The sequence below is a fragment of the Halobacterium sp. KA-6 genome (assembly GCF_021029015.1).
Classification (GTDB): Archaea; Halobacteriota; Halobacteria; order Halobacteriales; family Halobacteriaceae; genus Halobacterium.
Map to the genome: position 1 here is coordinate 343,290 of NZ_JAJJZH010000002.1, position 21,544 is coordinate 364,833.

The following is a 21,544-nucleotide window of genomic DNA, read 5'->3' on the forward strand; positions in this document are numbered from 1 at the left end:
CGCGGCGGTAGTCGAAGACCAGTAAAAATGATTGCGGTCGGTTACTCGTCGGGGCGCTCGGTCTCCTCGTCCGACCGCGGCGACGCGTTCTCGACGACGTAGTCGTACAGCGACTCGGGGTCGACGTCCGCGCCCTGCCGCGCGAAGAAATTCGCGATATTCCGGCAGTCCCGCTGCAGGAACTCGTCGTGTTTGTTGTGGTGGATGGTGACCGCCTGCCCGACGTCGATGACGACGAGTTCGCCGTCGTACACCACGAGGTTGTACTCCGAGAGGTCGCCGTGCACGAGGCCCGCGTCGTACAGCCGGCGGATGTACTCGCGGACGACCTCGTAGGCCGTCTCGGGGTTGTCGACGTCGACGTCGTTCAGCGTCGGCGCGGCGTCGCCCTCCTGCCCGATGAGTTCCATCACGAGCACGTTTCGCTGGACCGCGATGGGTTCGGGGACGCGTACGCCGGCCTCGCGGGCGCGCTGGAGGTTCGCGAACTCCTTGCGCGTCCACGACAACACGACGGCCTTCTTGTCGCCGCGAATCCCCTCGAAGCGCGGGTCGCCCTCGAGGTAGCCCCGCATCTGCTTGAAATTCGACGCGTTGATGCGGTAGACTTTGACCGCGACGTCGCCGCCATCGTGGTCGAGCGCCTCGTAGACGTTGGCCTCCTTCCCGGTCGAAATCGGGCCGCCGAACGCGCCCACGTAGCCGTCCTCGACGAGCTTGTAGATGGCCGCGTACGTCGCGTCGTCGAACGCGCCGTCGTCGAGCTTGAACCGCTCGTTGTCCTTCAGGCGCTTCCGGAACTCCGCGAACTCCCGGTCCTGTCTGCGCGCGATACGGTCCGCCTCCGTGTCCGAGACGTCGATTTCCTCGAACTCGTCGCCGGACGCTCCCTCGGTGTCCTCGGCGAGACCGAACCCGTCGGTCACCGCCGACCCATTATTTGATGTGTCCTTCTTCACGTAGTTGGTCCGCCTCCGATTTCTCGTATCGCCACACGACGTCGGCCTTCTCGTCCTGCCAATCCCACGGCTCAACGAGCACGACGTCGCCTTCCCGAATCCAGATGCGCTTCTGCATCCGGCCGGGGATGCGGGCAGTCCGCTCCTCCCCGTCCGCGCAACGAACCCGGACGCGGTTCGCGCCGAGCATGTCTGTGACTTCCGCGAACACCTCGTCGTCCTCGGGCATCCGAAGGTTCGTGCGTCCACCTTCGTCGTCGCTCATGGGCGCGAATAGGACAGCGAGCGGTTTAAACCCTGTACAATTCGGGGTGTACACAACCCCACGCGGGACCAGTACGCTTACCCTCGTGGTGGCGCTCGTCCCGCACATGCTCGACAAACTCGGCCTCTCCGGGCTGTTCGGCGTCCTGCTGATTCTCGCCGGCATCGGCGTCGTCGCGTGGAACGCCCCCATCGTCGCCGCTGGTCTCGTCCTCGTCCTGCTCGGCCTCGCACTCGTCGTGCGTCGCGCCGCCAAGTCCGTCATGGGGATGTTCGGGTTCTAGAACCCAATTTTTGCCAGGGAGAACGTCAGAGGCGCCCTCCCTGGCAAGAACTTGCGGCAAAACACTCCTCGCCCCCGTCGTCTGCAGGCGACCTGTGAGTCGCCACAGGCCCGAGGGGCGGCTCCGTCGTCCCTCTCTGGTCGCTCGATGAATCGCGGTGCTCGGGTCTGTCAGACTGCTCGCACCGCGAATGCTCGCAACGGCGGTTGGATGGCAGAACGAGAGAAGTCGCTGTTTTCGCGGGACGACAGAGAGGCAGAGAAGTGAAAGTATCGGTGAGCAGCGAGCGTTACTCGTCGTCTTCGGTGGTCGTCTCGTCGACGTCGGCTTCACCCTCGTAGATTTTCGCGCCGTCCTGCACGACCTTCTCGGAGAGCACCGCGCACTTCACGCGCATCGGCGTCACTTCGACACCGAGCATGTCGAGGACGTCGTCGGTGTCGAGGTCTTTCACTTCGTCGAGGGTCATCCCCGGGAGCTTCTGCGTGAGCATGCTCGCGGAGGCCTGACTGATGGCGCAGCCGTCGCCGCGGAACGCCACGCGCTCGATCGTCTCCCCGTCGTCTTCGAGCTTCACGTCGAACTCCAGTTCGTCGCCACACGAGGGGTTGTAGCCGTCGTGGGAGAACGTCGCGTCGCCGAGCTCGCCGTGGTTCCGGGGGTTGCGGTAGTGGTCGAGAATCTGCTGCCGGTACATGTCCGAGCCCATACTCATATTGAGCGTTTGTAGGGCAGAACGCCGTAAAAACGTTCCGCGGAACGACACACCAGAGAGAGTTAGCATCCGCGAGTGAGCGGTCCGAAGGATCCGAAACTGAGGAGACCTCCGGTCTGCTTGCCCCTCGTGAGTGAAACGAACGAGGACGAAGGGGTTCACCGCGAGCCGGAGGCTCGCTGGCCGACGACTGAGGGGCGCGAGGCACTACGCGCCTCGAAATGCGCGAACGGCGTCGCCGTGAGCGCGAAGCGGACCGAAGGAGGAGTGCTTTCTCCGCAAGTTTTGCAAGTGAGGCGCGCCGAGCGCAGCAAAAAGTGCGTGCGCTAGTTGAAAATCTCCCGCGCGGCGTCCAGCGAGTCGACGAGCGCGTCGACTTCTTCTTTCGTGTTGTAGAGGTAGAACGAGGCGCGCACGGACGCAGCGATGTCGAGTTTCTGGTGGAGCGGCTGCGTGCAGTGGTCGCCGGCGCGGATGGCGACGCCGTGGTCGTTCAGAATCGAGGCGAGGTCGTGGGCGTGGATGCCGTCGACGTTGAACGCGACGACGGCGCCACGGTCGTCCGCGGGGGGGCCGTAGATTTCCACGTCGTCGAATTCGTCGAGGCGCTCGTAAGCGTACTCGGTGATGCGTTCCTCGTGGGCCTGGATGGCTTCCATGCCGACGTCGTCAAGATAGTCGGCGGCTTCCGCGAGCGCGATGCCCTGCGCGATGAGCGGCGTGCCGGCCTCGTACTTCCACGGCAGGTCGTTCCACGTGGTGTCCTCGAAGGAGACGCGCCGAATCATGTCGCCGCCGTAGAGGAACGGCTCCATATCCTCCAGAATCTCCTGCTTGCCATAGAGCCCGCCGATGCCGGTCGGCCCCGCCATCTTGTGCCCGGAAAAGACGTAGAAGTCGACGTCGAGTTCCTTCACGTCGACGGGGCGGTTCGGGACGGATTGCGCGCCGTCACCGAGGATGAGCGCGTCCTGCTCGTGGGCGAGGTCCGCGAGTTCGCGCATCGGGTTGACGGTGCCGAGGACGTTCGAGGCGTGCACCACGGAGACCATCTCAACGTCCTCGTCGATGAGTTCCGCGGCGTGGTCCATGTCGAGGTAGCCGTTCTCGTCGACGCGGATGTAGCGGACTTCGGCGCCAACCTTCTTCGCGATTTCGCGCCACGTCACGAACGACGAGTGGTGCTCCATCTCGGAGAGCACGACCGCGTCGCCCTCCGAGAGCTCGTTGAGCCCCCACGCGTACGCCACGAGGTTGATGGACTCGGTGGTGTTCTTCGTGAAAATCATCTCCTCGCGGCCGTCCGCGCCGACGAAGTCGGCGAGGCGGTCGTGGGCCTCCTCGTACGCGATGGAGGCTTCCTGACTGAGCTGGTGGATGCCGCGGTGGACGTTCGCGTTGTACCCGCGGTAGTAGTCCGAGAAGACGTCGACGACCTGCTCGGGCGTCTGCGTCGTCGCCGCGTTGTCGAGGTAGACGAGCCGCTGGCCGTCGCTGACCTCCCGGTCGAGGATGGGGAAGTCGGCCCGGATGGCGTCGACGTCGAGGGGGTCCTGCTCGGTGGCTTCCATTACAGTCGGATAAGAGGCGCGGACACTATTGTTCTTCGGTGCCGGGAGCGCTGCCGGTATCGCTGACGCCCGAAAACAGGGATTAGAGACGCATGAACTGCGCGTGCACGGTGCCGTCGAGGTCGAGCACGTTCGCTTCCTCGACGTGGCCCTCCTCGATGGCGAGGTCGACGACGTCGACGCCGACGAGGTTCGCGACGTTCGCGCGGGCCAGCGACTCGCGGACGGCGTCCGGGTCGACGGTTTCGCCGCCGTAGAACTCCTCGTTCACGGTGAACTCCGTGTCACCGTTGGCGAACGTCTCCCCGAGGACGTCCGGGTCGCAGGCGGTGACGAGGAGGCCGCGGTCGGTCTGTCGTTCGCTGAGTATCATCACTCGCGCTCGACGAGGTCCCGCTCTTGGGCCTCCCGGATGTCTTCGGCTTGCTCGGCGACCTTCTGGGCTTCCTCGTCACGACCGAGCGCTTCGAGGGCGCGCTGCTTCTCCTCGTAGACGTCGGCCTGCTGGAAGCCCAGCCGGACGGCGTTGTTCAGCGCGTCGAGGGCCTGCTCGTGGCGGCTGCGCTCGTTCTCGATGAAGCCGAGGTTGTACCACGCCTGCGGGAGGCGGTCGTTCTTCCGGACGGCCTCCTCGGCGTGCTCGTAGGCTTGTTCGTCCTCGCTGAACTCCCAGAGCGCGTACGCGAGGTTCGTGTGGGCTTCCGCCTCGAAGTCGCCGTCCTCGGCGACGAAGAGTGCTTCGCGGTGGGCGCCGACGGCCTCGTCCCACTCTTCCATCTGGCCGTGCGCGATGCCCTTGTTCACCCACGCCTCCTGCTCGATGTCCTCGTCGTCGGTGAAGCGTGCGGCGCGCTCGAAGGCGTCGGCGGCCTGCTCGTGGCGGTTGATGCCGAGGTAGCTGAGGCCGACGTCGATGAGTTCGTCGGCGTCGACGTCGTCGTTCTGGACGACGCGCTCGTCCAGGGAGTCGCTGACGACGCGGCTGTCGACGGGGTCGACGCTGGACGGGTCGTCGACGGAGAGCTCCGGCGGGTCGAGGTCGAACCCATCGTAGGGCTCGTCGAAGCCCTGCCCCTCGGAGAACTCGTGGTCGTCGGGTGCCTCGGGCGGCTCGGGCTCCTCTCGGTCAGTCATACACGCGTCTAGCGCGGCCGGGAGGTTAAGGGCAACGCACCGAGAACGGCCGGTATGCGGCTGTTCGTCAGCGTCGACCTCCCCGACCGGCTCGCCGACGACGTAGCGGACCTGCAAGCCGAATTCGCCGACGCCGAGGGCCTGGACTTCGTGGGCCCCAGCCAGACCCACGTCACGATGAAGTTCCTCGGCGAGGTCGAGGACGCCCGCGTGGACGAACTCGCGGCTGCCCTGGGGCGCGCGGTCGACGAGAGCGGCGTCGAGCCGTTCGACGCGGAACTCGGCGGCCTCGGCGTGTTCCCGAGTCTCGACTACATCTCCGTGGTGTGGCTCGGCGTCGGCGACGGCAGCGCCGAACTCGCGCGGTTGCACGAGGCCATTGAGATGGAGTTCGTCGAGGAGCACGGCTTCGAGGCTGAGGAACACGACTTCACGCCCCACGTCACGCTCGCGCGGATGAAACACGCCGGCGGGAAGGAACTCGTCCAGGACCTCGTGCGCGACCGCCACCCCGAAGTCGGGACGATGCGCGTCTCCGAGGTCCGGCTCACGGAGAGCGTGCTCACCCACGAGGGCCCCGAATACGAGACTGTCCACGCCGTCGACCTCTAGCGGCGGCGCTGACGCGGCTTCAGAAGAACAAGGTTTTAACGACGGCGGTGGTAGCGACGACCACTATGGGCAAGAAATCGAAGGCGCAGAAGAAGCGACTGGCGAAACTCGAACGCCAGAACAGCCGCGTGCCCGCGTGGGTCATGATGAAGACGAACCGGGACGTCCAGCGTAACCCGAAGCGCCGCAACTGGCGGCGTAACGACACCGACGAATAATGTCCGCCAGCGACTTCGAGGAGCGCATCGTCACTGTCCCACTGCGCGACGTGACGAAGGTGCCCCAACACGAGCAGGCCGGACAGGCGATGACCATCATCCGCGAACACCTCGCGAAGCACTTCGCGGTCGACGAGGACGAGGTCCGTCTGGACCCCTCCATCAACGAGGCCGTCTGGTCGGAAGGCCAGAAGAACCCGCCGCGGAAGGTCCGCGTGCACGCCGCGCGCTTCGTCGAGGACGGCGAGACCGTCGTCGAAGCCGAATACGAAGAGTAAGAACTTGTTACGCGCTGCCTTCCTCGGGTCCCCGTACGTCGGCGTCTTCGCCCGCGCGACCAACGACTGCGTCGTCGTCCGGCCGGACATCTCCGAGGAACTGACCGACGAACTCGCCGAGGAACTCGGCGTCCCCGCCGTTCCGACGAACGTCGGCGGCTCGTCGACGGTCGGCTCGCTAGTCGCGGGCAACTCCAATGGCCTGCTGGCGAGCAGCCGCATCCGGCAGCGCGAACGCGACCGCATTGAGGACGCCGCCGACGTCTCCGTCGGCGAACTCCCCGGACGCGTGAACGCCGCCGGCAACGTCGTCGTGGCGAACGACACGGGCGCGTACGTCCACTCGGAACTCTCACGGGAGGCCGTTCAGGCTGTCGAGGACGCCCTCGACGTGCCCGTGACCCGTGGCCGACTCGCAGGCGTGAACACGGTCGGCACCGCCGCCGTCGCGACGAATGACGGCGTGCTCTGCCACCCGAAGTCCACGGACGAGGAACTCGACGCAATCGAGGACGCCCTCGGCGTCCCCGCGGACATCGGGACCGTGAATTACGGCGCGCCGCTGGTCGGCTCCGGGCTCGTCGCCAACGACAACGGCTACGTCGTCGGCGAGGACACTACCGGCCCCGAACTCGGGCGCATCGACGACGCGCTCGGCTTCATCGACTGACGATCCTCTCGACTTCGTTTTCCCGGTTCTCTATCTCCGTCACGAGCGCTGTCGCCTGCGAGGGCGGGCGTCTCACACGCCGTCGCCGAGTTCCCGAGTAGGAAGATACTTCCCGCTCGCTCCCCGAATTTTGGGTATGAGTCTTGGAGGCGGCGGCGGTCAACAGCAGCTTCAGCAGCTTTCACAGGAAATTCAGGCCCTCGAAGAGGAGAAAGAGGAGCTCGAAGAAGAAGTCGAGGCCCTCGAAGAGGAGAAAATCGAGGTCGACGAGGCGCAGGAAGCGCTCGACGTCCTCGAAACCGGTTCGACCGTGCAGGTCCCGCTCGGCGGCGACGCGTACGTTCGCGCCGAAGTGCAGGACATGGACGAGGTCGTCGTCAGCCTTGGCGGCGGTTACGCGGCAGAGCAGGACGCCGACGACGCGGCCGACGTGCTCGACGAGAAGCGCGAAGCGCTTGACGAGCGCATCGAGGACGTTCGCTCCGAAATCGCCGAAGTCGAGGAGGAGCAGTCCGCCCTCGAACAGCAGGCACAGCAGGCCCAGCAGCAGATGATGCAGCAGCAGATGCAGGCCCAGCAGCAGGACGGCGAATAAGGGCATGTTCGACGGGCTGAAGGACAAACTCTCGAACTTCCGCGAGGACGCCGAGGAGGTCGCGGAGGAGAACGCAGAAGAACTCGACAGCGACGAGGCCGCCGGAGCCGAATCCGAGGCGGACGTCGCGGAGGCCGACGCAGAGGCCGCCGACGTCGAGGGCGAAGCAGCCGAACCCGAGGCGGAAGCCGAGGAGTCCGAGAGTTCTAGCGGCGGGTTCGTGAGCAAGGCGTCGTCGCTGGCGCGCGGGCGCGTCGTCATCGACGAGGAGGACCTCGACGGCCCGCTGCGCGAACTCGAACTCGCGTTGCTGGAGAGCGACGTGGAGATGAGCGTCGCCGAGGAGATCCTCGACCAGATTCGCGCGGACCTCGTCGGCGAGGAGCGCAAATTCACGGAGAGCACCGGCGCGCTCGTGGAGGACGCGCTCCGCGACGCGCTGCTGTCGGTCATCGACGTGAACGGCTTCGACTTCGAGGAAGCCATCGCCGACGCGGAGAAGCCGGTGACGGTCGTGTTCACGGGCGTCAACGGCGTCGGGAAGACGACGACTATCGCGAAGCTCGCGCGACGACTCGAAGACCAGGGCTACTCGGTCGTGCTGGCGAACGGCGACACGTACCGCGCCGGCGCGAACGAACAGTTGCAGGAGCACGCCGACAACCTCGGCGTGAAGCTCATCAGCCACGAGCAGGGCGGCGACCCGACCGCGGTCGTGTACGACGCCGTCGAGTACGCCGAGGCCAACGACGTCGACGTCGTGCTCGGCGACACGGCCGGCCGACTGCACACGTCAAGCGGGCTGATGGACCAGCTCGCGAAACTCGACCGCGTCGTCGACCCCGACTACACGGTGTTCGTCGACGAGGCAGTCGCGGGCCAGGACGCCGTCAACCGCGCTCGCGAATTCGACGACGCCGCGAGCATCGACGGCACGATTCTGACGATGGCCGACGCGGACAGCCAGGGCGGCGCCGCCATCTCGGTGTCGCACGTGACGGGGAAGCCGATTCTGTTCCTCGGCACCGGGCAGGGGTACGACGACCTCCAGAAGTTCGACCCGGAGGCGCTCGTCGACGACCTGCTCGCGGACTGACCCGCCAGCAGCCATTTCCGGACGCCACCCGCAGCCGCGGGTATGCGACATCTCCCCGGACCGCTGCTGGTCGTGAACCTCGACGACCGGGAGGCGTGGACCGAAGACGTCAGCGACGTCACCGAGCAGTACGTCGGCGGTCGCGGCGTCGCGACGCGGCTCGCGCACGAGCGCATCCCGTTCGACGCCGACCCGCTCGGCCCCGAGAATCGACTGTTCTTCGCAGTAGGTCCGCTCCAGACGACGACCACGAGCTTCGCCGGCCGTACGAACCTGACGGGCGTTAGCCCGCTCACTGGTGGCTTGCTCTCCTCGAACGCGGGCGGTTATCTCTCCCGAAACCTCGCGAGTACCGGCTACGCCGCGGTCGAACTCCGTGGTGCGAGTGACGACCTCGTCGCCGTCCACGTCACCGACGATGGCGTCGAGTTCGAGGACGTGCCTGAACTCGCCGACGCACTCGTGCCCGCAGTCTCGCGACGCATGGCCGAGGCCCACGACCTCGACGCGGCGCACCTCGCGACCGTCGGCCCGGCGGGCGAGCACGGCGTGCGCTTCGCGTCCGTGATGACCTACGACCACCGCGCGTTCGGCCGCGGCGGCCTCGGTGCCGTCCTCGGCGCGAAGGGCGTGAAGTGCGTGTCTTTCGACGGCGACAGCGAACCCACGCTCGATGTCCCCGAGGGCGCGCTGTCGGCCATCGACGAGGCGGCCGCGACCAGCGACGACCCCAAGCGCACGCAGGGCACGCCGAGCACGGTCAACCTCCTCAACGACGAGTACTCGCTGCCGACGCGGTACTTCAGTGAGCAGTCCTTTGAGGGCGCGGACGAACTGAACGGCGACGCGGTCGAGGCGAAGAAGTACGAGAAGGCGACGTGTTCGGACTGCGTGTTCGCGTGCAAGCTCCCGACCCGCGACGAGGAGACGGGAATCGAAACGGAGGGCCCGGAGTACGAGGCGACGTTCTCGCTGGGCGCGAACGTCGGCGTCGGCGACCTCGTCGACGTGATGCAGTCCAACGACCTGTGTGACGCGCTCGGCCTGGACGTCATCTCCTGCGGGGACGCTATCGCGGCGTACCTTGCCAGCGAGGACGCGTTCGGGGACGCCGACCACGTCCACGACCTCGTCACGAAAATCGCGTACCGCGAGGGCGTCGGTGACGTGCTCGCGGAGGGCGTGAGCGCGGCGGCCGACGAATTCGGCGTCCGCGACTGGACGGTCAAGAACCTCGGGTTCCCCGGCCACGACGGCCGCGTTCTCCACGGCCAGGGGCTCTCGTACGCGGTCGCGAATCGCGGCGCCGACCACCTCTACGCGTCCGTGCTCTCCGACGAGTACGGCGACGTCCCCGAGGACACGCTCGACGGGAAACCCGAACTAGTCGTCCAGCGCGAGAACGAGCGCGCGCTCGAGGACGCCGCCATCGCGTGTACGTTCTCCGGCGGCAACGTCACCGACGAGCAGTACGAGGCACTGCTCGACGCCTCGATGGAGGAATTACGGAACGTGGGCGCTCGCATCGTCACCCTAGAGCGCCACTTCAACAACGAGCGCGGCTTCGACCGCGGCGACGACCGCCTCCCGTTCGACCTGCCGGGGCTGGCGGCCGCCATCGACGAGTACTACGAGCGCCGCGGCTGGAACGACGACGGCACGGTCCCGGAACAAGTCGTCCCCTAAATCGGCGCTTCGGGGTCTGGCGTCTCCGCGTCCACGAGGACGAGGTCGAGGCGCTCGTCGTCGCGGTCGTACGCGCGCACGTCTTCGATGTCCCACGGCGGCACCGCCACCAGCACGGTCGCGTGGAGGTCGTCGGTAACCGAAACTGTCGGGTCGCCGTCCGGATGGGAGACGAACCGCCCCGCCGTCTGGCCGGTCGGCGCCGCGAGGTCCATCCCGAAGACGCCGGACAGCGAACTGCCCGCGTCCGGGAAGTAGAACTCCGAGAGCACGCGCGTCTCCGGGTCCAGCCCGATCTGTCCGTCCGTCGGCTGGAGGTCGCCCGCGCGCGTCGCGGCGAGCCGCACCGAGATGCTGTCCGGGTCGGCGTCCGCCGCGAGTTCACAGAGCACGGAGACGAGCGCTCTCGTTGCGTACGTAGGCACGACCCGACGTAGGGCGGGCGTGCGGTTGAACGTACCGACTGTGTGGCTCGCGTGCTACGTCGCTCGCCGACGCTGGTCGCTTCGGCGGAGAGCACCACGCTGCTCGCGGGTCACTCCGTTCCCCGCTCGCCATCTGGTGGCGCGCGACTCACGGCTCGCTATCGCTCACCGTTCGTCTTAACGTGGCGCGCCACGCTTTCCAGAAAAAGGCTCTTACGGGCCCACCACCTATCGGACAGTAATAATGGTACTCGACGACCTCGGGAGTTCCCTGCGGGGGACACTCGACAAGCTCCGTGGGAAGTCCCGCATCTCCGAGGAGGACGTCGACGAAATCGTCAAGGAGATTCAGCGCTCGCTTCTCCAAGCCGACGTCGACGTGAGCCTCGTGATGGAGCTGTCCGACTCCATCGAAGAACGCGCCCTCGAGGAGGAGCCGCCGGGCGGCACGTCCGCCCGCGACCACGTCCTCCGCATCGTCTACGAGGAACTCGTCGACCTCGTCGGCGACTCCACCGAGATTCCGCTCGAAAACCAGACCATCCTGCTGGCCGGCCTGCAGGGGTCGGGGAAGACCACGACCGCGGCGAAGATGGCGTGGTGGTTCTCGAAGAAGGGGCTGCGCCCCGCAATCATCCAGACGGACACGTTCCGTCCGGGCGCGTACGACCAGGCCGAGCAGATGGCCGAGCGCGCGGAGGTCGCGTTCTACGGCGACCCCGACGAGGACGACCCCGTGAAAATCGCACGGGACGGCCTCGAAGCCACCGAGGACGCCGACGTCCACATCGTGGACACGGCGGGTCGCCACGCGCTCGAAGACGACCTCATCAGCGAAATCGAGGACATCGAGTCGACGGTCGAACCCGACCGCAGCCTGCTCGTGCTCGACGCCGCAATCGGCCAGGGCGCGAAAGACCAGGCCCGGGAGTTCGACGACTCCATCGGCATCGACGGCGTCGCCATCACGAAACTCGACGGGACGGCGAAAGGTGGCGGTGCGCTGACAGCCGTCGACGAGACGGGGTCGACCATCGCGTTCCTCGGGAGCGGGGAGACCGTCCAGGACATCGAGCGCTTCGAGCCGGACAGTTTCATCTCGCGGCTGCTCGGGATGGGCGACCTCAAGCAGCTCACCGAGCGCGTCGAGCGCGCGATGGAGGAGACGGGGCTCGAGGAGGACGACGACTGGGACCCCGAGGACCTGATGAAAGGGGAGTTCACCCTCAAGGACATGCGCAAGCAGATGGAGGCCATGGACAACATGGGCCCCCTCGACCAGGTGATGGACATGATTCCGGGGATGGGCGGCGGCATGATGGACCAGCTCCCGGACGACGCGATGGACGTCACCCAGGAGCGCATGCGGAACTTCAGCGTCATCATGGACTCGATGACCGAGGACGAACTGGAGAACCCCCGCTCCATCGGCGCCTCGCAGGTCCGCCGCATCGCGAAGGGTTCCGGGCAGAGCGAGGAGACCATCCGCGAACTGCTCGACCAGCACAAGATGATGGCCCAGACGATGAAGCAGTTCCAGGGGATGGGCGACGGCGACATGCAGCGCATGATGAAGCAGATGCAGCAGGGCGGCGGTGGCGGTGGAGGCGGCGGCTTCGGCGGCATGTTCTGAGGCTGCCGACCAGTACTGTTTTGCCGTGGGGCGCGTACCTCGGCGTGAATGCCGGCACGACAACAGTCCCCACAGCACGCCCGCGTCCGGCGAGTGACGCGCGTGCCGGTCGACGAGGTGCCCGACGGGTACCCGTTCGACGTGGACGCCAGCCACGCGCTCGAACTCGTCGTCGAGCGCGAGGGCGAGTCCGAGGACGCCCCCGAGATCGTTCGCGTCTTCGAGGCGTGGCCGAGCGGCGGCCACACCGGCAGTCGGCTGGCGCGCGTGCTGGACGCGGTCGGCGAGCCGGCCGGCAATCCGGGCGCGCTCGATGGAGAACGCGTCGCCCTCGAGTCGCGGGACGGCGCGTACCGCGTGGACGTCGAGAGAACACAGGCACTCCGCGAGCGGACGGTGCCCACGAGCGAGCGTACGCACTCGCTGGCGGAGGTCGCCATCGTCGCCGGCGCGCTCTCTGGCTTGCTTGGCTTCTTCCTCGCGTGGACGACGTACCGGTGGGCAGCGACGCCACTCGTGACGCTCGCAATCGTCGTGCTCGCGCTCTCGCTGGGCTACGACGCGTGGCGAACGCACGACACGACGTGGTCGCCGCGCCCACTCCCGTGGGCCGCTGGGGGCGTCGTCCCCATGTTGAACGTCGCCGTCGCCGCGGCGTACCTCTCGCGGAAGGCAGTCGCGCTCAACACGCCCGACGACGCCGCGGAGGTCTGGTGCGACCTCCTCGCGGGGACGGTCGTCGCGTTCGCGGTAGGGCTCGCGCTCGCAGCGTTCGACCTCACGTTCCCCGTCGGCGCGACTATCTTCGTGCACGCGTGGGCGCTCGCTCCGGTCGGCGTCTACCTCGACGCGCGCTCGGACCGCCACGGCTCCGACCAGCCCAAGCGGACGCTGTGGCTCGCCGGCGCGGCCGTGTTCGGCGGCGCGGGCGCGCTCGTCTACCTCCTGCGGACGGACAGCGTCGACCTACAGTAACTCCAGAATCCGCTCGCGGTCCCGGAAGTCCTCGGGGAGGCTCTCGGCGTCGAACCAGCGGACATCCTCGATTTCGGGTTCGCCCGAGGAGACGCGCACGAGCGGCGCGGCCCGGCTACCGCCGACGCGCCGTCCCGTGAACACGACCAGCGGCACGTGGACTCGCTCGGGGCCGCCGTAGTCGATGGCGAAGTCCCGCGCGTACAGCACGCCCGTCACCTCGGCCTCGATGTTCGTCTCCTCGCGGGTCTCCCGGACCGCGGTCTCGGCGAGCGACTCGCCGGGGTCCTGCGCGCCGCCCGGGTTCGTCCAGCCGTCCCGGTAGCCCTGCCTGACGCCGAGCACGCGCCCCTCGTCGACGACGACGAGGCCGCCGACGCCCGGCAGCCGGTCGAGCTGTTCCTCGACGGACTCGGGAAACGCGTCCTCGGTGGCGTGCGGCGGCGGGTCGATTGGCTGCGGGTCCAGCATCAGGGGGTCGTCGGCGTATTCGGCGACTGCCTGCTCGCGGAGGCGGCGGGCACGCTCGCGGAGCCGCGCGGCGACCGTCTCGGGGTCCTCGCTCACAGTAGTATTTCGTGCGCATTCCGCAAAAAGCCACGCCCGCCGGCGGGTTTTTTCCCGGGCGGACGCGTGCACTCGGCCATGACCATTCGCGCGGTCGCCGAGGACGCCTACCGCGAGGCGTTCGGCATCCTCGTGCTGTCCGCCGTCGCGAGCGTCTTCTCCGGGGTCGTGCTCGGCGGGATGGAACGCGAACTTACCGTCGTCCCCGGTCTGCTCACCATCGTTCCCGCACTCTTGGCGACCCGCGGGAGCGTCTACGGGTCGCTGGGCGCGCGACTCGCGACCGGGCTCCACCAGGGGCTCGTCGAACCCGACCTCGGCGTGCCGGATGAGCGCGTGCGCTCGGCAGTCGCTGCCGCGATGCTCAACGGCGTCGTCATCTCCGCGGTCGCCGCCGCCGCCGGCTACGGCATCCGGGTCGCGCTCGACCTCCCCGTCGCGCCGCTGTCCGCGCTGCTCGTCGTCGCGCTCGTCGCCGGCGTGCTTTCGGGCGCGGGGCTCACGCTCGTCGTCATCGTCACGGTGTTCGTCGGCTTCCGCCGCGGCCTCAACCCGGACGCGCTCGCCGGCCCCGTCGTCACCACAACCGGCGACGTCATCGGCATCGCGACGATGCTCGCGGGTGCACGGCTCGCTATCGCCGCCGGGGTGGTCTGAGTGACCGAGGAGTGGAGCGTCCGTGGCATCGTCGCGGCGACGTTCCCGCTCCTGGCCGTGCTCACCGTCGTCGAACTCTGGGGCGGGCTCGTGCTGGACGGCAGCCGCGCCGTCCTCACGCAGTACCCGTCGCTGCTGACGCTCGTCCCCGGCATCATCGCGGTCGCGGGCAACCTCGGGAGCGTGCTCGCCAGCCGGCTGTCGACGGCGTTCCACCTCGGCACCCTCGCGTTCGACCCGACTGACGACGCGCTCGCGGGGAACGCAGCCGCGACGTTCGCGCTCGCCGTCACGCTGTTTCCCGCGGTCGGCGCGGGCGCGTGGCTCGCCCGGTACGCGCTCGGCGACGTCTCGCTCGCACTCGGGACGGTCGTCTTCATCGCGGCCGCGTCCGGCCTCCTGCTCGCCGTCGTCGCCGTCGCCATCGCGACCACCGCGACCTACGCCGCCTTCCAACTCCAACTCGACCCCGACGACGTCGTCGTCCCGGTCGTCACCACGACCTGCGACGTGCTCGGCGTCGTCGTCTTCCTGCTGGTCGTCGGCGCCGTCGTGTAGTGGGAGACCGACACCGGTAATTCGCCCGCGTGCGAATCCTCGGACGTGCAACTCGTGGCGCTCCTCGCGGACGTCCTCCCCCGCGTAGCGGCGGTCTCGGTCGCCATCGCGGTGGGCCTCACGCTCGCCAACCTCGCGGTCGCGTTCGGCGCGGTGCAGTACGTCGCCCGGTTCGCGAAGCCGCTCACCGGCCCCGCGAACCTCCCGGACGAGGTCGGGACGGCCATCCTCGCGACCACCGCGTCGCCGACCGCCGGCTACGGCATGCTCAAGGAGTACCGGGACGCCGGCGTGCTCGACGACCGCGCCACCCTGATTGCGGTGACGATAAACACGTTCTTCGGATTCGTCCAGCACATCTTCACGTTCTACGCGCCCGTCCTGATTCCGATTCTCGGGCTAGAGGTCGGGCTCACGTACGTCGGCGCGCGTGCGGGCGTCAGCCTCGCCATCACGCTCGTCGGCGTGCTCGCGGGCGCGCTCTTCCTCACGGAGCGCAACGTCGCGCCCGCCACCGACGCGGACGTCGACCTCCCCGGCGACGACGACCAGACCCGCGGCGAGGCCGTCCGGGGCGCGCTCGCGAAGACCAGAGCGAAGCTGTTCAGCATCGTGCCACGGCTCGCAATCGTCTACACGGCCGTCGTCTACCTCACGATGGCCTACGACGTCACGGAGTACACAGCCGCCGCTGCGCCGCTGACCGACCTTATCGGACTGCCCTCCGCGAGCGTGCCCGCTATCGCTACGTTCGCCGTGGATACGACGACTGGCGCCATCTTCATCGCGCCACAAGTCCCCGGGACGTTCACCGCCCGGGAGGCCGTCGCGACGATGCTCGTCGGCGGCGTCGTCTCGTTCGCCGTCTCGACGTTCAAGCGCTCGATTCCGTTCCAGTACGGCATCTGGGGGGCGCGCTTCGGGTCGAAAGTCATCGCCGTCAACGTCGCCACAAAAGTCGTCTTCATCGCGGTCGCAATCGCCGTCCTGCTCGCGTAGGCTACTCGTCGGCTTCGACGGGTTTGCCGTCCTCGGTCCGCGGCGCGAGGTACGCGATGAACGATTCCACGTCGGGCTCGTTCACCGTGACCTCGACGTGGAGGTCGCCGAGTTCGTCCGGGCTGCCCACCGAGAAGTTCACCTTCCCGACATACGCCGCCTGCTTCTTCAGGTCGAAACTGAAGCCGCTGTCCGTCTGATTTCGCAGAAACTCCTTGCGTGCGGTGTCGAGGATGCGCTGCTCGAACAACTGCTCGCGGAACGTCTCGACGTCGTGGCACTCCGCCGTGACGCGGTCGCCGTGCGTTTCGACGTCCGCCGTCGGAAACAGTCCGGTAATCGTCTCGACGACGCGGTCCGTGACCTCCGTCGGCTTGACCGGCGCGGACAGTTCCACGTCCACGCTGTAGAGGACGCCCTGGTCGTCGCTCACGACTCCTCCACCTCCGCTGCCGGCGGGTCGTCGACCTCCTCCGTGAGGAGTTCGGTGACGCGCTCGTGGAACTCCTCGAGGCTCCCCGTGTTCTCCACACGAACGTCGGCGGCTTCGATGGCTTCGTCCATCCCGAACCCGCGCTCGCGCTCCTCGCGCTCCGCGAGCGTCTCGCCCTCGACGTCACCGGGGCGGCCGCGCCCCTCGATGCGCTCGCGGCGCAGGTCGTAGGGCGCGTACACTTCCACGAGCGTGAACGCGCCGTCGAACGCCTCGCGGAACTGCTCGACCTCCACGCCCGACCGGATGCCGTCCACGAGCACCACGTCGTTGTCCTCGAGGTGGTCGCGGATGATGGGCAGCGAGCGCTCGGCGATAGCGCCCGGGCCGCCCTCCTCACGGAGTTTCTGTGCGATGCGTCCGTGGTGTTCCGCCGGGTCGAGGCCGCGGTCCCGGCACTCCTGCCGGATGACGTCGCCCATGATGACGACGGGCACGCCGAGCTCCTCGGCGACGGCAGCGGCCTCGCTCTTGCCGCTGCCCGGCATCCCCACGGTACCGATAACTCTCATTACACCGACGTAGCAGCCGACCGTACCTGTGTGCTTCGACTCGGTACCCGCCGTCGACGCCAACCCGTCGGTTTTTACTCGCGTCGCCTGTACCTTCCGGCAGGGCACGTAGCTCAGTTCGGACAGAGCATTCGGCTTCTAACCGAAATGCCGGGGGTTCGAATCCCTCCGTGCCCGTGTAGTGACCGTCGAGAGCGAACCGGCTTGACGAAATTCGTAACCCTGCGAGACGAACGAAGTGAGTCTCGCATCGGTTCGAATCCCTCCGTGCTCGTCTACCGTTTTCAACTTCGGATGCGCTCTCACGGCTCCCGCTCACCCCGTTCGAGCAGTTCGAGGTTCCCGTCGGCCAGCCTCGTGCTTGCCAGGGCGCTACCGACGACAAGTGTTATTCGCTGCGTACACCTTCGAACGATTATGTATCAGACGTTTCTGAAGCGTGTCCGTCGGCATCCCGTGCTGACGTTCGGAGCTGCGGGTGGCGGATTCGCGCTGCTGTTCGTTCTACTCGAGCCGATTCGGAGCGTGCTTTCCGGACAGGGGCTCCCCTTGCCCTCCGGTTCCTTGTGGCTGCTCGTCGTCGGCGGGTTTCTCGGTGGGTCACTGCTCGCGTGGCTTCTCTGGGAGCGTCTCGGCGGGGAATGGTCGCCGATTCGTGGAACGGCAGTCGGAGCGCTCGTCGGGTTACTCGCGCTTCCAGTCCCGTTCTACGTCCTCGAGATTGCCCTCGTCGTGCTCGGCGAGAACGTGTTCGAACCACTACCGGGGGCATCGCCGGTCGTGCAACTACTGTCTGATTCCCTATTGTTTCTCCTGACGCCACTACTGCTCGGCGCGCTGGGACTAATTCCGACGTACGGCGGAACGGTCGTCGTCGGTGCGCTCGTTGGCTACCTCCTCGCCCACGATTGAGTAACGAGACGGATAGTTGGCAGTCGCTAGCGCGAGAATCGGAGTGGTCGTGCCCGTGGCTCGGCAGCGGCACGCGCGGCAGCCCACCAGCCGGCCACGCGGCTCGCCGAACGCACCGTCGAGGGTTACATCAGCTGCTTGACTTCCTCGAAGTCGGCGCGGCAGAACGGGCAGCGGTAGCTCGTCTCGAATCCCGTGGTCTGGGCGACGGTTCGCGTTTCGAGTTCGTGCATCGCGATGCCGCGACCACAGTCAGGGCAGTCGAGCTTTGGCACGTGACATGCATACACACGCCACTGTCTTAAAACGAGGGTTGATAGATGATAACATACCAGCGCTGGAGACGGCTCCTTCGCGCCGGTAGCGGGCGTTCCGTCGAGCGAGCGGCAACACGAACGTGGCATACGTCTTGTGGCGTACCTTTTGCGCGGTCGCGAGGCGACCGCGCAAAAACCTACACCGGGAGAGCACGCTCTCCCGAGCCCTGCCTCACTGCGTTCGGCAGGACGCTAAAAAGACCGCACCGCTCTGAGGAATTACCAGCTCACTGTTCGTACTGGCCGAAATACGAGGTCGCGCTCTCGCTACCCTTCGAATCCGTCCTCGAATTTGAACGTCCCGTTCCGCTGGACGACTTCGCCGTCGACCTCGATGAACGAATCCTCGCTCATGTCCACAATCATGTCGACGTGCTTCGCGGAGTCGTTCTGCTCGACGCCCTCGCCGACCGTCGCGGGGTACGCGCGGCCGAGCGCCATGTGGACGGTGTCGCCCATTTTCTCGTCGAAGAGCATGTTGTAGGTGAACCGGTCGATGTCCCGGTTCATCCCGATGCCCAATTCCCCGAGGCGGCGAGCGCCCTCGTCCGTTTCGAGGATGGCCTCCAGGACCTCCTCGTTCTGGTCAGCGCTGAAGTCAACGACCTCGCCGTCCTCGAATTTCAGCCACGCGCCCTGAATCTCGCGGGCCTGGTGGTAGACTGGCTTGTCGAAGAGGACTTCGCCCTCCACGGAGTCGGGGACGGGCGCGGTGAACACCTCGCCCGCCGGAAGGTTGTTCGTCCCGCAGTCGTTGAGCGTCGTCATGTTCGCCACGCTCATCGTGACGTCGGTCGTGTCGCCAGAGACGATGTGGACCTCCTCGGCGGGGTCGAGAATCTCGACCATCTGCTCCTGGTGGGCTTCGACCTCGTCCCAGTCTTTGAGCATCGCGTCGTAGACGAAGTCCTCGTAGGCCTCCGTGGACATCTCCGCGAGCTGGGCGTCCGCGGACGCGGGGTAGTGCGTGAGACACCACTTCGTGTCGAGGCGGGCGTTCAGCACGTCACGGTAGGCGGCGGCGAACGCGGAGCCGACCTTCGTGCTGACGTCGCTCTGTTCGCTGACGTTCTCGTGGGGGCGGCCGACGACGGCAGCGTCGGCGTGCTCGAACAACTGCAGGAGGTGTTCGGGCTCGGTGAGGTCGTCGGGGTCGACTTCGCGGAGGTACGCGCGGGCGGCGCGGTCCGTGCCGATGCCGCGGTCGCCGCGCGCGAGCATCACGGGATTGGCGCCGACCTTCCCGATTTCCTCGTAGAGGGCGACGGCGAGGTCCTCGGCGACCGGCGGCAGGCTTACCACGACGTTCTCGTCGGGCTGGAGGTCGATGGCGCGGTCGACGATGATTTCGGCGTGCCGGTGGATGCGGTCGTCCATACGGCACGTGTACGCGCGAACGCGCGGAAGGACTTTTCGAATCGAAGCGCACGCCAACGACCCTGGGACGCCTCATTTTTGCCGCTGCGACTCGAATCACCGGGCGTGATAGACCTCCGCAGCGACACCGTCACGACACCGAGCGAGGAGATGCGGGCGGCCGCGGCCGACGCCGAGGTCGGCGACGACGTCTACGGCGAGGACCCGACGGTCAACGAATTGGAGCGCCGCGCGGCCGACGCGGTCGGCAAGGACGCCGCGATGTACGTGCCGACGGGGACGATGGGCAACCAGATTGCCGCGCGCGTCCACACCGACCGCGGGCAGGAGGCCCTCGTCGAACGCGAGAGCCACGTCTACAAGTACGAACTCGGTGGGTTCGCCCAGCACTCCCAGCTCCAGGTGCGGACGTACGACGGCGGCGCGAACGGCGCGCCGAACCCCGAGCAGGTCCGCGCGGGCTTCGTCGAAGAAGACCTCCACCGCGCGGGCACGGGGCTACTCTGCTTGGAGAACACGCACAACGTGAAGGGCGGCGTCCCGGTGCCCGCCGACGACGTCGCGACGGCGGCGCGAGCGGCCCACGACCTCGGCGTCCCGGTCCACGTCGACGGCGCGCGCCTGTTCAACGCCGCGACCGCGCTCGACACCGACGCCGCGGACCTGCTAGCGCCCGTGGACTCCGTGATGTTCTGTCTCTCGAAGGGGCTCGGCGCGCCCGTCGGGTCGATGCTCGCGGGGAGCGAAGCATTCGTCGCGGAAGCGCGCCGCGTCCGCAAACTCATGGGCGGCGGGATGCGGCAAGCCGGCATCATCGCCGCGCCCGGGCTGCAGGCGCTGGAGAACCGCGACCGCCTCCACCGCGACCACGAGCGCGCGAAGGAACTCGCCGCCGGCCTCGACGCCCTCGACGGGCTCTCGGTCGCGGAACCCGCGACGAACATCGTGCTCGTGGACACGACAGAATCGGGCCTCACCGCGGCGACGCTGCTGGAGCGCTGCGAGCAGGAGGGCGTGCGCGGGTCCGAATTCGGCGAGTACACGATTCGATTCTGCACGCACCTCGACGTGGACGACGAGGACGTCGAGGCCGCTATCGCTGCGGTCGAACGCGCGCTCTAGCCGTCGCCGCGCTTCCCGCTCTGGAAGCCCTCCTTGAAGCCCGCGAGGGTCCGCCGGAGGAACATGAACAGGAAGAACACGAACAACAGAAACGCGGCGGCGAGGACGTAGAACGCGGTTCCGAGCTCCACCATACCCGGGGCTTCGAGCCGCGGGCATTAGTCGTTTCCCCCGCGTCGGTGGGTCGCGGCGGTCGTGTCAGGAAAAACTGATTGCGTTCCAACTCGAAGCGGGGGTATGTCCGGTCTGCTGCCCTCCCGCTCGGAGGCCGACGACCCCGAGGGCGAGCCCCGCGTGGTCGGCGTCGACTCCGACGACGCAGACCGCTTCCTGTCCGCGCTCTCCTCGGGGACCGCCCGGGACCTGTATGGTGCCCTTCACGACACACCGGCGACCCCCTCCGAACTCGCCGAGGAGTGCGAGACGTCCCTCCAGAACGCCCAGTACCACCTCGAGAAGCTTGAGGACGCCGACCTCGTCGAGGAGTGCGACACGCGCTACTCCGCGAAGGGCCGCGAGATGAGCGTCTACGCGCCCGCCGACGCCCCCGTAGTGTTGTTCGCGGGCGACGAGGAGGAGAGCAAGTCCGTGCGCTCGGCGCTCACGAACCTGCTTGGCGCGGTCGGGCTGCTGGGCGTCACAAGCCTGCTCGTCCAGCGGTTCGTCGGCTCGGGCCTGCAGGCCCCGGGAACAGGCGCTGGGAGTGGTGCCGTGGAGACGACCAGCGAGTTCTCGGGGCTCGTCGTGGAGAGCGACCAGCCCGCAGCGGCCGCCGACGCCGCCGCGTCGCTGCCGGCTGGCGCGTTGTTCTTCCTCGGCGGCCTGCTCGTGCTGGCGCTCGTCGGCGTCGCGTGGTACGCGCGATAGCCGGAGGGTAAAATCGCGTTTTGAGTCTGCGTCGGCTATTTGCTACTT

The 21,544-nt window shown here is 67.5% G+C and carries 29 protein-coding genes and 1 tRNA gene; 17 read left to right on the forward strand and 13 right to left on the reverse strand.

Translation table 11 applies throughout. The features are described 5' to 3' along the window. Nucleotides 1-41: 41 nt before the first annotated feature. Together rio1 and eif1A are read right to left on the reverse strand one after the other, a co-directional pair. On the reverse strand, nt 42-926 hold the full coding sequence (rio1, locus tag LPA46_RS06800; protein WP_230892069.1) for a serine/threonine-protein kinase Rio1: 885 nt from the start codon (nt 924-926) through the stop codon (nt 42-44). Between the two features lie 10 nt (nt 927-936). Beyond that, the gene (gene eif1A, locus LPA46_RS06805; protein ID WP_230888281.1) at nt 937-1,224 is read right to left on the reverse strand and encodes a translation initiation factor eIF-1A; all 288 of its coding nucleotides are present in this window, start codon (nt 1,222-1,224) and stop codon (nt 937-939) included. A gap of 106 nt (nt 1,225-1,330) precedes the next feature. On the opposite strand from eif1A, the gene LPA46_RS06810 reads away from it, so the two are divergent. Further along, nucleotides 1,331-1,507 (forward strand): DUF7470 family protein, encoded by a 177-nt coding sequence (locus tag LPA46_RS06810; RefSeq protein WP_230888282.1) that lies wholly within the window; start codon nt 1,331-1,333, stop codon nt 1,505-1,507. A 289-nt stretch (nt 1,508-1,796) separates the two neighbouring features. Here the strand turns inward: LPA46_RS06810 and sufU are convergent, their stop codons facing one another. From sufU to LPA46_RS06830, 4 genes are all read right to left on the reverse strand, one after another. After that, a complete protein-coding gene (sufU, locus tag LPA46_RS06815; protein WP_230888283.1) occupies nt 1,797-2,222 on the reverse strand; it encodes a Fe-S cluster assembly sulfur transfer protein SufU in 426 nt (141 codons plus the stop codon). A 326-nt stretch (nt 2,223-2,548) separates the two neighbouring features. Further along, nucleotides 2,549-3,793 carry an aminotransferase class V-fold PLP-dependent enzyme gene (locus LPA46_RS06820; protein WP_230888284.1) on the reverse strand — a complete coding sequence of 415 codons (1,245 nt, stop codon included), beginning with the start codon at nt 3,791-3,793 and terminating at the stop codon, nt 2,549-2,551. Between the two features lie 82 nt (nt 3,794-3,875). Beyond that, nucleotides 3,876-4,166, reverse strand: coding sequence for a DUF424 domain-containing protein (locus LPA46_RS06825; RefSeq protein ID WP_230888285.1), 291 nt, complete (start codon nt 4,164-4,166; stop codon nt 3,876-3,878). Continuing rightward, on the reverse strand, nt 4,166-4,927 hold the full coding sequence (locus LPA46_RS06830) for a tetratricopeptide repeat protein (RefSeq protein WP_230891927.1): 762 nt from the start codon (nt 4,925-4,927) through the stop codon (nt 4,166-4,168). Before LPA46_RS06830 ends, LPA46_RS06825 begins: the two co-directional genes overlap by 1 nt. A gap of 54 nt (nt 4,928-4,981) precedes the next feature. On the opposite strand from LPA46_RS06830, the gene thpR reads away from it, so the two are divergent. The 7 genes from thpR to LPA46_RS06865 all read left to right on the forward strand — a co-directional run bounded on the left by thpR (nt 4,982) and on the right by LPA46_RS06865 (nt 10,082). After that, on the forward strand, nt 4,982-5,539 hold the full coding sequence (gene thpR, locus LPA46_RS06835) for an RNA 2',3'-cyclic phosphodiesterase (protein ID WP_230891928.1): 558 nt from the start codon (nt 4,982-4,984) through the stop codon (nt 5,537-5,539). Nucleotides 5,540-5,604: 65 nt separating this feature from the next. Then, complete coding sequence (locus LPA46_RS06840; RefSeq protein WP_059057931.1) at nt 5,605-5,757, forward strand: 50S ribosomal protein L39e; 153 nt, start codon at nt 5,605-5,607, stop codon at nt 5,755-5,757. After that, nucleotides 5,757-6,035 carry a 50S ribosomal protein L31e gene (locus LPA46_RS06845; protein WP_230891929.1) on the forward strand — a complete coding sequence of 93 codons (279 nt, stop codon included), beginning with the start codon at nt 5,757-5,759 and terminating at the stop codon, nt 6,033-6,035. The genes LPA46_RS06840 and LPA46_RS06845 overlap by 1 nt, the downstream gene beginning before the upstream one ends. Before the next feature lie 4 nt (nt 6,036-6,039). Next, entirely contained in the window at nt 6,040-6,705 is a 666-nt protein-coding gene (locus LPA46_RS06850; protein WP_230888289.1) for a translation initiation factor IF-6, read from the forward strand. A gap of 136 nt (nt 6,706-6,841) precedes the next feature. Then, nucleotides 6,842-7,300 carry a prefoldin subunit alpha gene (gene pfdA / locus LPA46_RS06855; protein WP_230888290.1) on the forward strand — a complete coding sequence of 153 codons (459 nt, stop codon included), beginning with the start codon at nt 6,842-6,844 and terminating at the stop codon, nt 7,298-7,300. Between the two features lie 4 nt (nt 7,301-7,304). Continuing rightward, a complete protein-coding gene (gene ftsY, locus LPA46_RS06860) occupies nt 7,305-8,396 on the forward strand; it encodes a signal recognition particle-docking protein FtsY (protein ID WP_230888291.1) in 1,092 nt (363 codons plus the stop codon). 42 nt (nt 8,397-8,438) lie between these two features. Beyond that, nucleotides 8,439-10,082: an aldehyde ferredoxin oxidoreductase family protein gene (locus LPA46_RS06865; protein WP_230888292.1), complete on the forward strand. Its 1,644-nt coding sequence runs from the start codon at nt 8,439-8,441 to the stop codon at nt 10,080-10,082. On the opposite strand, the gene LPA46_RS06870 is transcribed toward LPA46_RS06865, so the two are convergent. Then, a complete protein-coding gene (locus LPA46_RS06870) occupies nt 10,079-10,507 on the reverse strand; it encodes a hypothetical protein (protein WP_230888293.1) in 429 nt (142 codons plus the stop codon). The two genes, LPA46_RS06865 and LPA46_RS06870, sit on opposite strands and share 4 nt — an antisense overlap. Nucleotides 10,508-10,751: 244 nt before the next feature. Between LPA46_RS06870 and LPA46_RS06875 the strand changes: the two genes are divergently transcribed. Together LPA46_RS06875 and LPA46_RS06880 are read left to right on the forward strand one after the other, a co-directional pair. Next, a complete protein-coding gene (locus LPA46_RS06875) occupies nt 10,752-12,140 on the forward strand; it encodes a signal recognition particle protein Srp54 (RefSeq protein WP_230891930.1) in 1,389 nt (462 codons plus the stop codon). A 48-nt stretch (nt 12,141-12,188) separates the two neighbouring features. Further along, nucleotides 12,189-13,115, forward strand: coding sequence for a hypothetical protein (locus LPA46_RS06880; protein ID WP_230891931.1), 927 nt, complete (start codon nt 12,189-12,191; stop codon nt 13,113-13,115). On the opposite strand, the gene LPA46_RS06885 is transcribed toward LPA46_RS06880, so the two are convergent. After that, a complete protein-coding gene (locus LPA46_RS06885; protein ID WP_230891932.1) occupies nt 13,107-13,682 on the reverse strand; it encodes an NUDIX domain-containing protein in 576 nt (191 codons plus the stop codon). The genes LPA46_RS06880 and LPA46_RS06885 overlap by 9 nt on opposite strands. Before the next feature lie 78 nt (nt 13,683-13,760). Here LPA46_RS06885 and LPA46_RS06890 point away from each other — a divergent pair, with 78 nt between their 5' ends. The 3 genes from LPA46_RS06890 to LPA46_RS06900 are packed head-to-tail and all read left to right on the forward strand — an operon-like array spanning nt 13,761 to nt 15,896. Then, nucleotides 13,761-14,339 carry a magnesium transporter gene (locus LPA46_RS06890; RefSeq protein ID WP_230891933.1) on the forward strand — a complete coding sequence of 193 codons (579 nt, stop codon included), beginning with the start codon at nt 13,761-13,763 and terminating at the stop codon, nt 14,337-14,339. Next, a complete protein-coding gene (locus tag LPA46_RS06895) occupies nt 14,340-14,897 on the forward strand; it encodes a magnesium transporter (RefSeq protein WP_230889821.1) in 558 nt (185 codons plus the stop codon). A 45-nt stretch (nt 14,898-14,942) separates the two neighbouring features. Beyond that, nucleotides 14,943-15,896 carry a hypothetical protein gene (locus LPA46_RS06900; RefSeq protein WP_230889820.1) on the forward strand — a complete coding sequence of 318 codons (954 nt, stop codon included), beginning with the start codon at nt 14,943-14,945 and terminating at the stop codon, nt 15,894-15,896. Between the two features lies 1 nt (nt 15,897). On the opposite strand, the gene LPA46_RS06905 is transcribed toward LPA46_RS06900, so the two are convergent. Both LPA46_RS06905 and LPA46_RS06910 read right to left on the reverse strand, forming a co-directional pair. Then, complete coding sequence (locus LPA46_RS06905; protein WP_230889819.1) at nt 15,898-16,329, reverse strand: RNA-binding domain-containing protein; 432 nt, start codon at nt 16,327-16,329, stop codon at nt 15,898-15,900. Further along, nucleotides 16,326-16,901, reverse strand: coding sequence for an AAA family ATPase (locus tag LPA46_RS06910; RefSeq protein ID WP_230889818.1), 576 nt, complete (start codon nt 16,899-16,901; stop codon nt 16,326-16,328). Before LPA46_RS06910 ends, LPA46_RS06905 begins: the two co-directional genes overlap by 4 nt. Before the next feature lie 102 nt (nt 16,902-17,003). Between LPA46_RS06910 and LPA46_RS06915 the strand changes: the two genes are divergently transcribed. Both LPA46_RS06915 and LPA46_RS06920 read left to right on the forward strand, forming a co-directional pair. After that, a tRNA-Arg gene (locus tag LPA46_RS06915) sits at nt 17,004-17,078 on the forward strand. A 240-nt stretch (nt 17,079-17,318) separates the two neighbouring features. Beyond that, the gene (locus LPA46_RS06920) at nt 17,319-17,813 is read left to right on the forward strand and encodes a hypothetical protein (RefSeq protein ID WP_230889817.1); all 495 of its coding nucleotides are present in this window, start codon (nt 17,319-17,321) and stop codon (nt 17,811-17,813) included. A gap of 125 nt (nt 17,814-17,938) precedes the next feature. Here the strand turns inward: LPA46_RS06920 and LPA46_RS06925 are convergent, their stop codons facing one another. Continuing rightward, nucleotides 17,939-18,088 carry a hypothetical protein gene (locus tag LPA46_RS06925; protein ID WP_230889816.1) on the reverse strand — a complete coding sequence of 50 codons (150 nt, stop codon included), beginning with the start codon at nt 18,086-18,088 and terminating at the stop codon, nt 17,939-17,941. Between the two features lie 309 nt (nt 18,089-18,397). Next, complete coding sequence (locus tag LPA46_RS06930) at nt 18,398-19,507, reverse strand: aminopeptidase (protein WP_230891934.1); 1,110 nt, start codon at nt 19,505-19,507, stop codon at nt 18,398-18,400. A 105-nt stretch (nt 19,508-19,612) separates the two neighbouring features. On the opposite strand from LPA46_RS06930, the gene LPA46_RS06935 reads away from it, so the two are divergent. Further along, a complete protein-coding gene (locus LPA46_RS06935; protein ID WP_230891935.1) occupies nt 19,613-20,629 on the forward strand; it encodes a threonine aldolase family protein in 1,017 nt (338 codons plus the stop codon). On the opposite strand, the gene LPA46_RS06940 is transcribed toward LPA46_RS06935, so the two are convergent. Continuing rightward, entirely contained in the window at nt 20,626-20,763 is a 138-nt protein-coding gene (locus LPA46_RS06940) for a DUF7859 family protein (RefSeq protein ID WP_230889813.1), read from the reverse strand. The genes LPA46_RS06935 and LPA46_RS06940 overlap by 4 nt on opposite strands. A gap of 103 nt (nt 20,764-20,866) precedes the next feature. On the opposite strand from LPA46_RS06940, the gene LPA46_RS06945 reads away from it, so the two are divergent. Continuing rightward, entirely contained in the window at nt 20,867-21,496 is a 630-nt protein-coding gene (locus tag LPA46_RS06945) for an ArsR/SmtB family transcription factor (RefSeq protein ID WP_230891936.1), read from the forward strand. Nucleotides 21,497-21,544 lie beyond the last annotated feature (48 nt).

Coding starts and splice junctions, on each gene's coding strand:
- LPA46_RS06865 (WP_230888292.1), top strand. CDS start 8,439: ATGCGACATCTCCCCGGACCGCTGCTGGTCGTGAACCTCGACGACCGG.
- LPA46_RS06945 (WP_230891936.1), top strand. CDS start 20,867: ATGTCCGGTCTGCTGCCCTCCCGCTCGGAGGCCGACGACCCCGAGGGC.
- LPA46_RS06845 (WP_230891929.1), top strand. CDS start 5,757: ATGTCCGCCAGCGACTTCGAGGAGCGCATCGTCACTGTCCCACTGCGC.
- LPA46_RS06930 (WP_230891934.1), bottom strand. CDS start 19,507: ATGGACGACCGCATCCACCGGCACGCCGAAATCATCGTCGACCGCGCC.
- LPA46_RS06875 (WP_230891930.1), top strand. CDS start 10,752: ATGGTACTCGACGACCTCGGGAGTTCCCTGCGGGGGACACTCGACAAG.
- LPA46_RS06810 (WP_230888282.1), top strand. CDS start 1,331: ATGCTCGACAAACTCGGCCTCTCCGGGCTGTTCGGCGTCCTGCTGATT.
- LPA46_RS06820 (WP_230888284.1), bottom strand. CDS start 3,793: ATGGAAGCCACCGAGCAGGACCCCCTCGACGTCGACGCCATCCGGGCC.
- pfdA (WP_230888290.1), top strand. CDS start 6,842: ATGAGTCTTGGAGGCGGCGGCGGTCAACAGCAGCTTCAGCAGCTTTCA.
- sufU (WP_230888283.1), bottom strand. CDS start 2,222: ATGAGTATGGGCTCGGACATGTACCGGCAGCAGATTCTCGACCACTAC.
- LPA46_RS06840 (WP_059057931.1), top strand. CDS start 5,605: ATGGGCAAGAAATCGAAGGCGCAGAAGAAGCGACTGGCGAAACTCGAA.
- LPA46_RS06880 (WP_230891931.1), top strand. CDS start 12,189: ATGCCGGCACGACAACAGTCCCCACAGCACGCCCGCGTCCGGCGAGTG.
- LPA46_RS06830 (WP_230891927.1), bottom strand. CDS start 4,927: ATGACTGACCGAGAGGAGCCCGAGCCGCCCGAGGCACCCGACGACCAC.
- eif1A (WP_230888281.1), bottom strand. CDS start 1,224: ATGAGCGACGACGAAGGTGGACGCACGAACCTTCGGATGCCCGAGGAC.
- thpR (WP_230891928.1), top strand. CDS start 4,982: ATGCGGCTGTTCGTCAGCGTCGACCTCCCCGACCGGCTCGCCGACGAC.
- LPA46_RS06940 (WP_230889813.1), bottom strand. CDS start 20,763: ATGGTGGAGCTCGGAACCGCGTTCTACGTCCTCGCCGCCGCGTTTCTG.
- LPA46_RS06910 (WP_230889818.1), bottom strand. CDS start 16,901: ATGAGAGTTATCGGTACCGTGGGGATGCCGGGCAGCGGCAAGAGCGAG.
- ftsY (WP_230888291.1), top strand. CDS start 7,305: ATGTTCGACGGGCTGAAGGACAAACTCTCGAACTTCCGCGAGGACGCC.
- LPA46_RS06890 (WP_230891933.1), top strand. CDS start 13,761: ATGACCATTCGCGCGGTCGCCGAGGACGCCTACCGCGAGGCGTTCGGC.
- LPA46_RS06825 (WP_230888285.1), bottom strand. CDS start 4,166: ATGATACTCAGCGAACGACAGACCGACCGCGGCCTCCTCGTCACCGCC.
- LPA46_RS06920 (WP_230889817.1), top strand. CDS start 17,319: ATGTATCAGACGTTTCTGAAGCGTGTCCGTCGGCATCCCGTGCTGACG.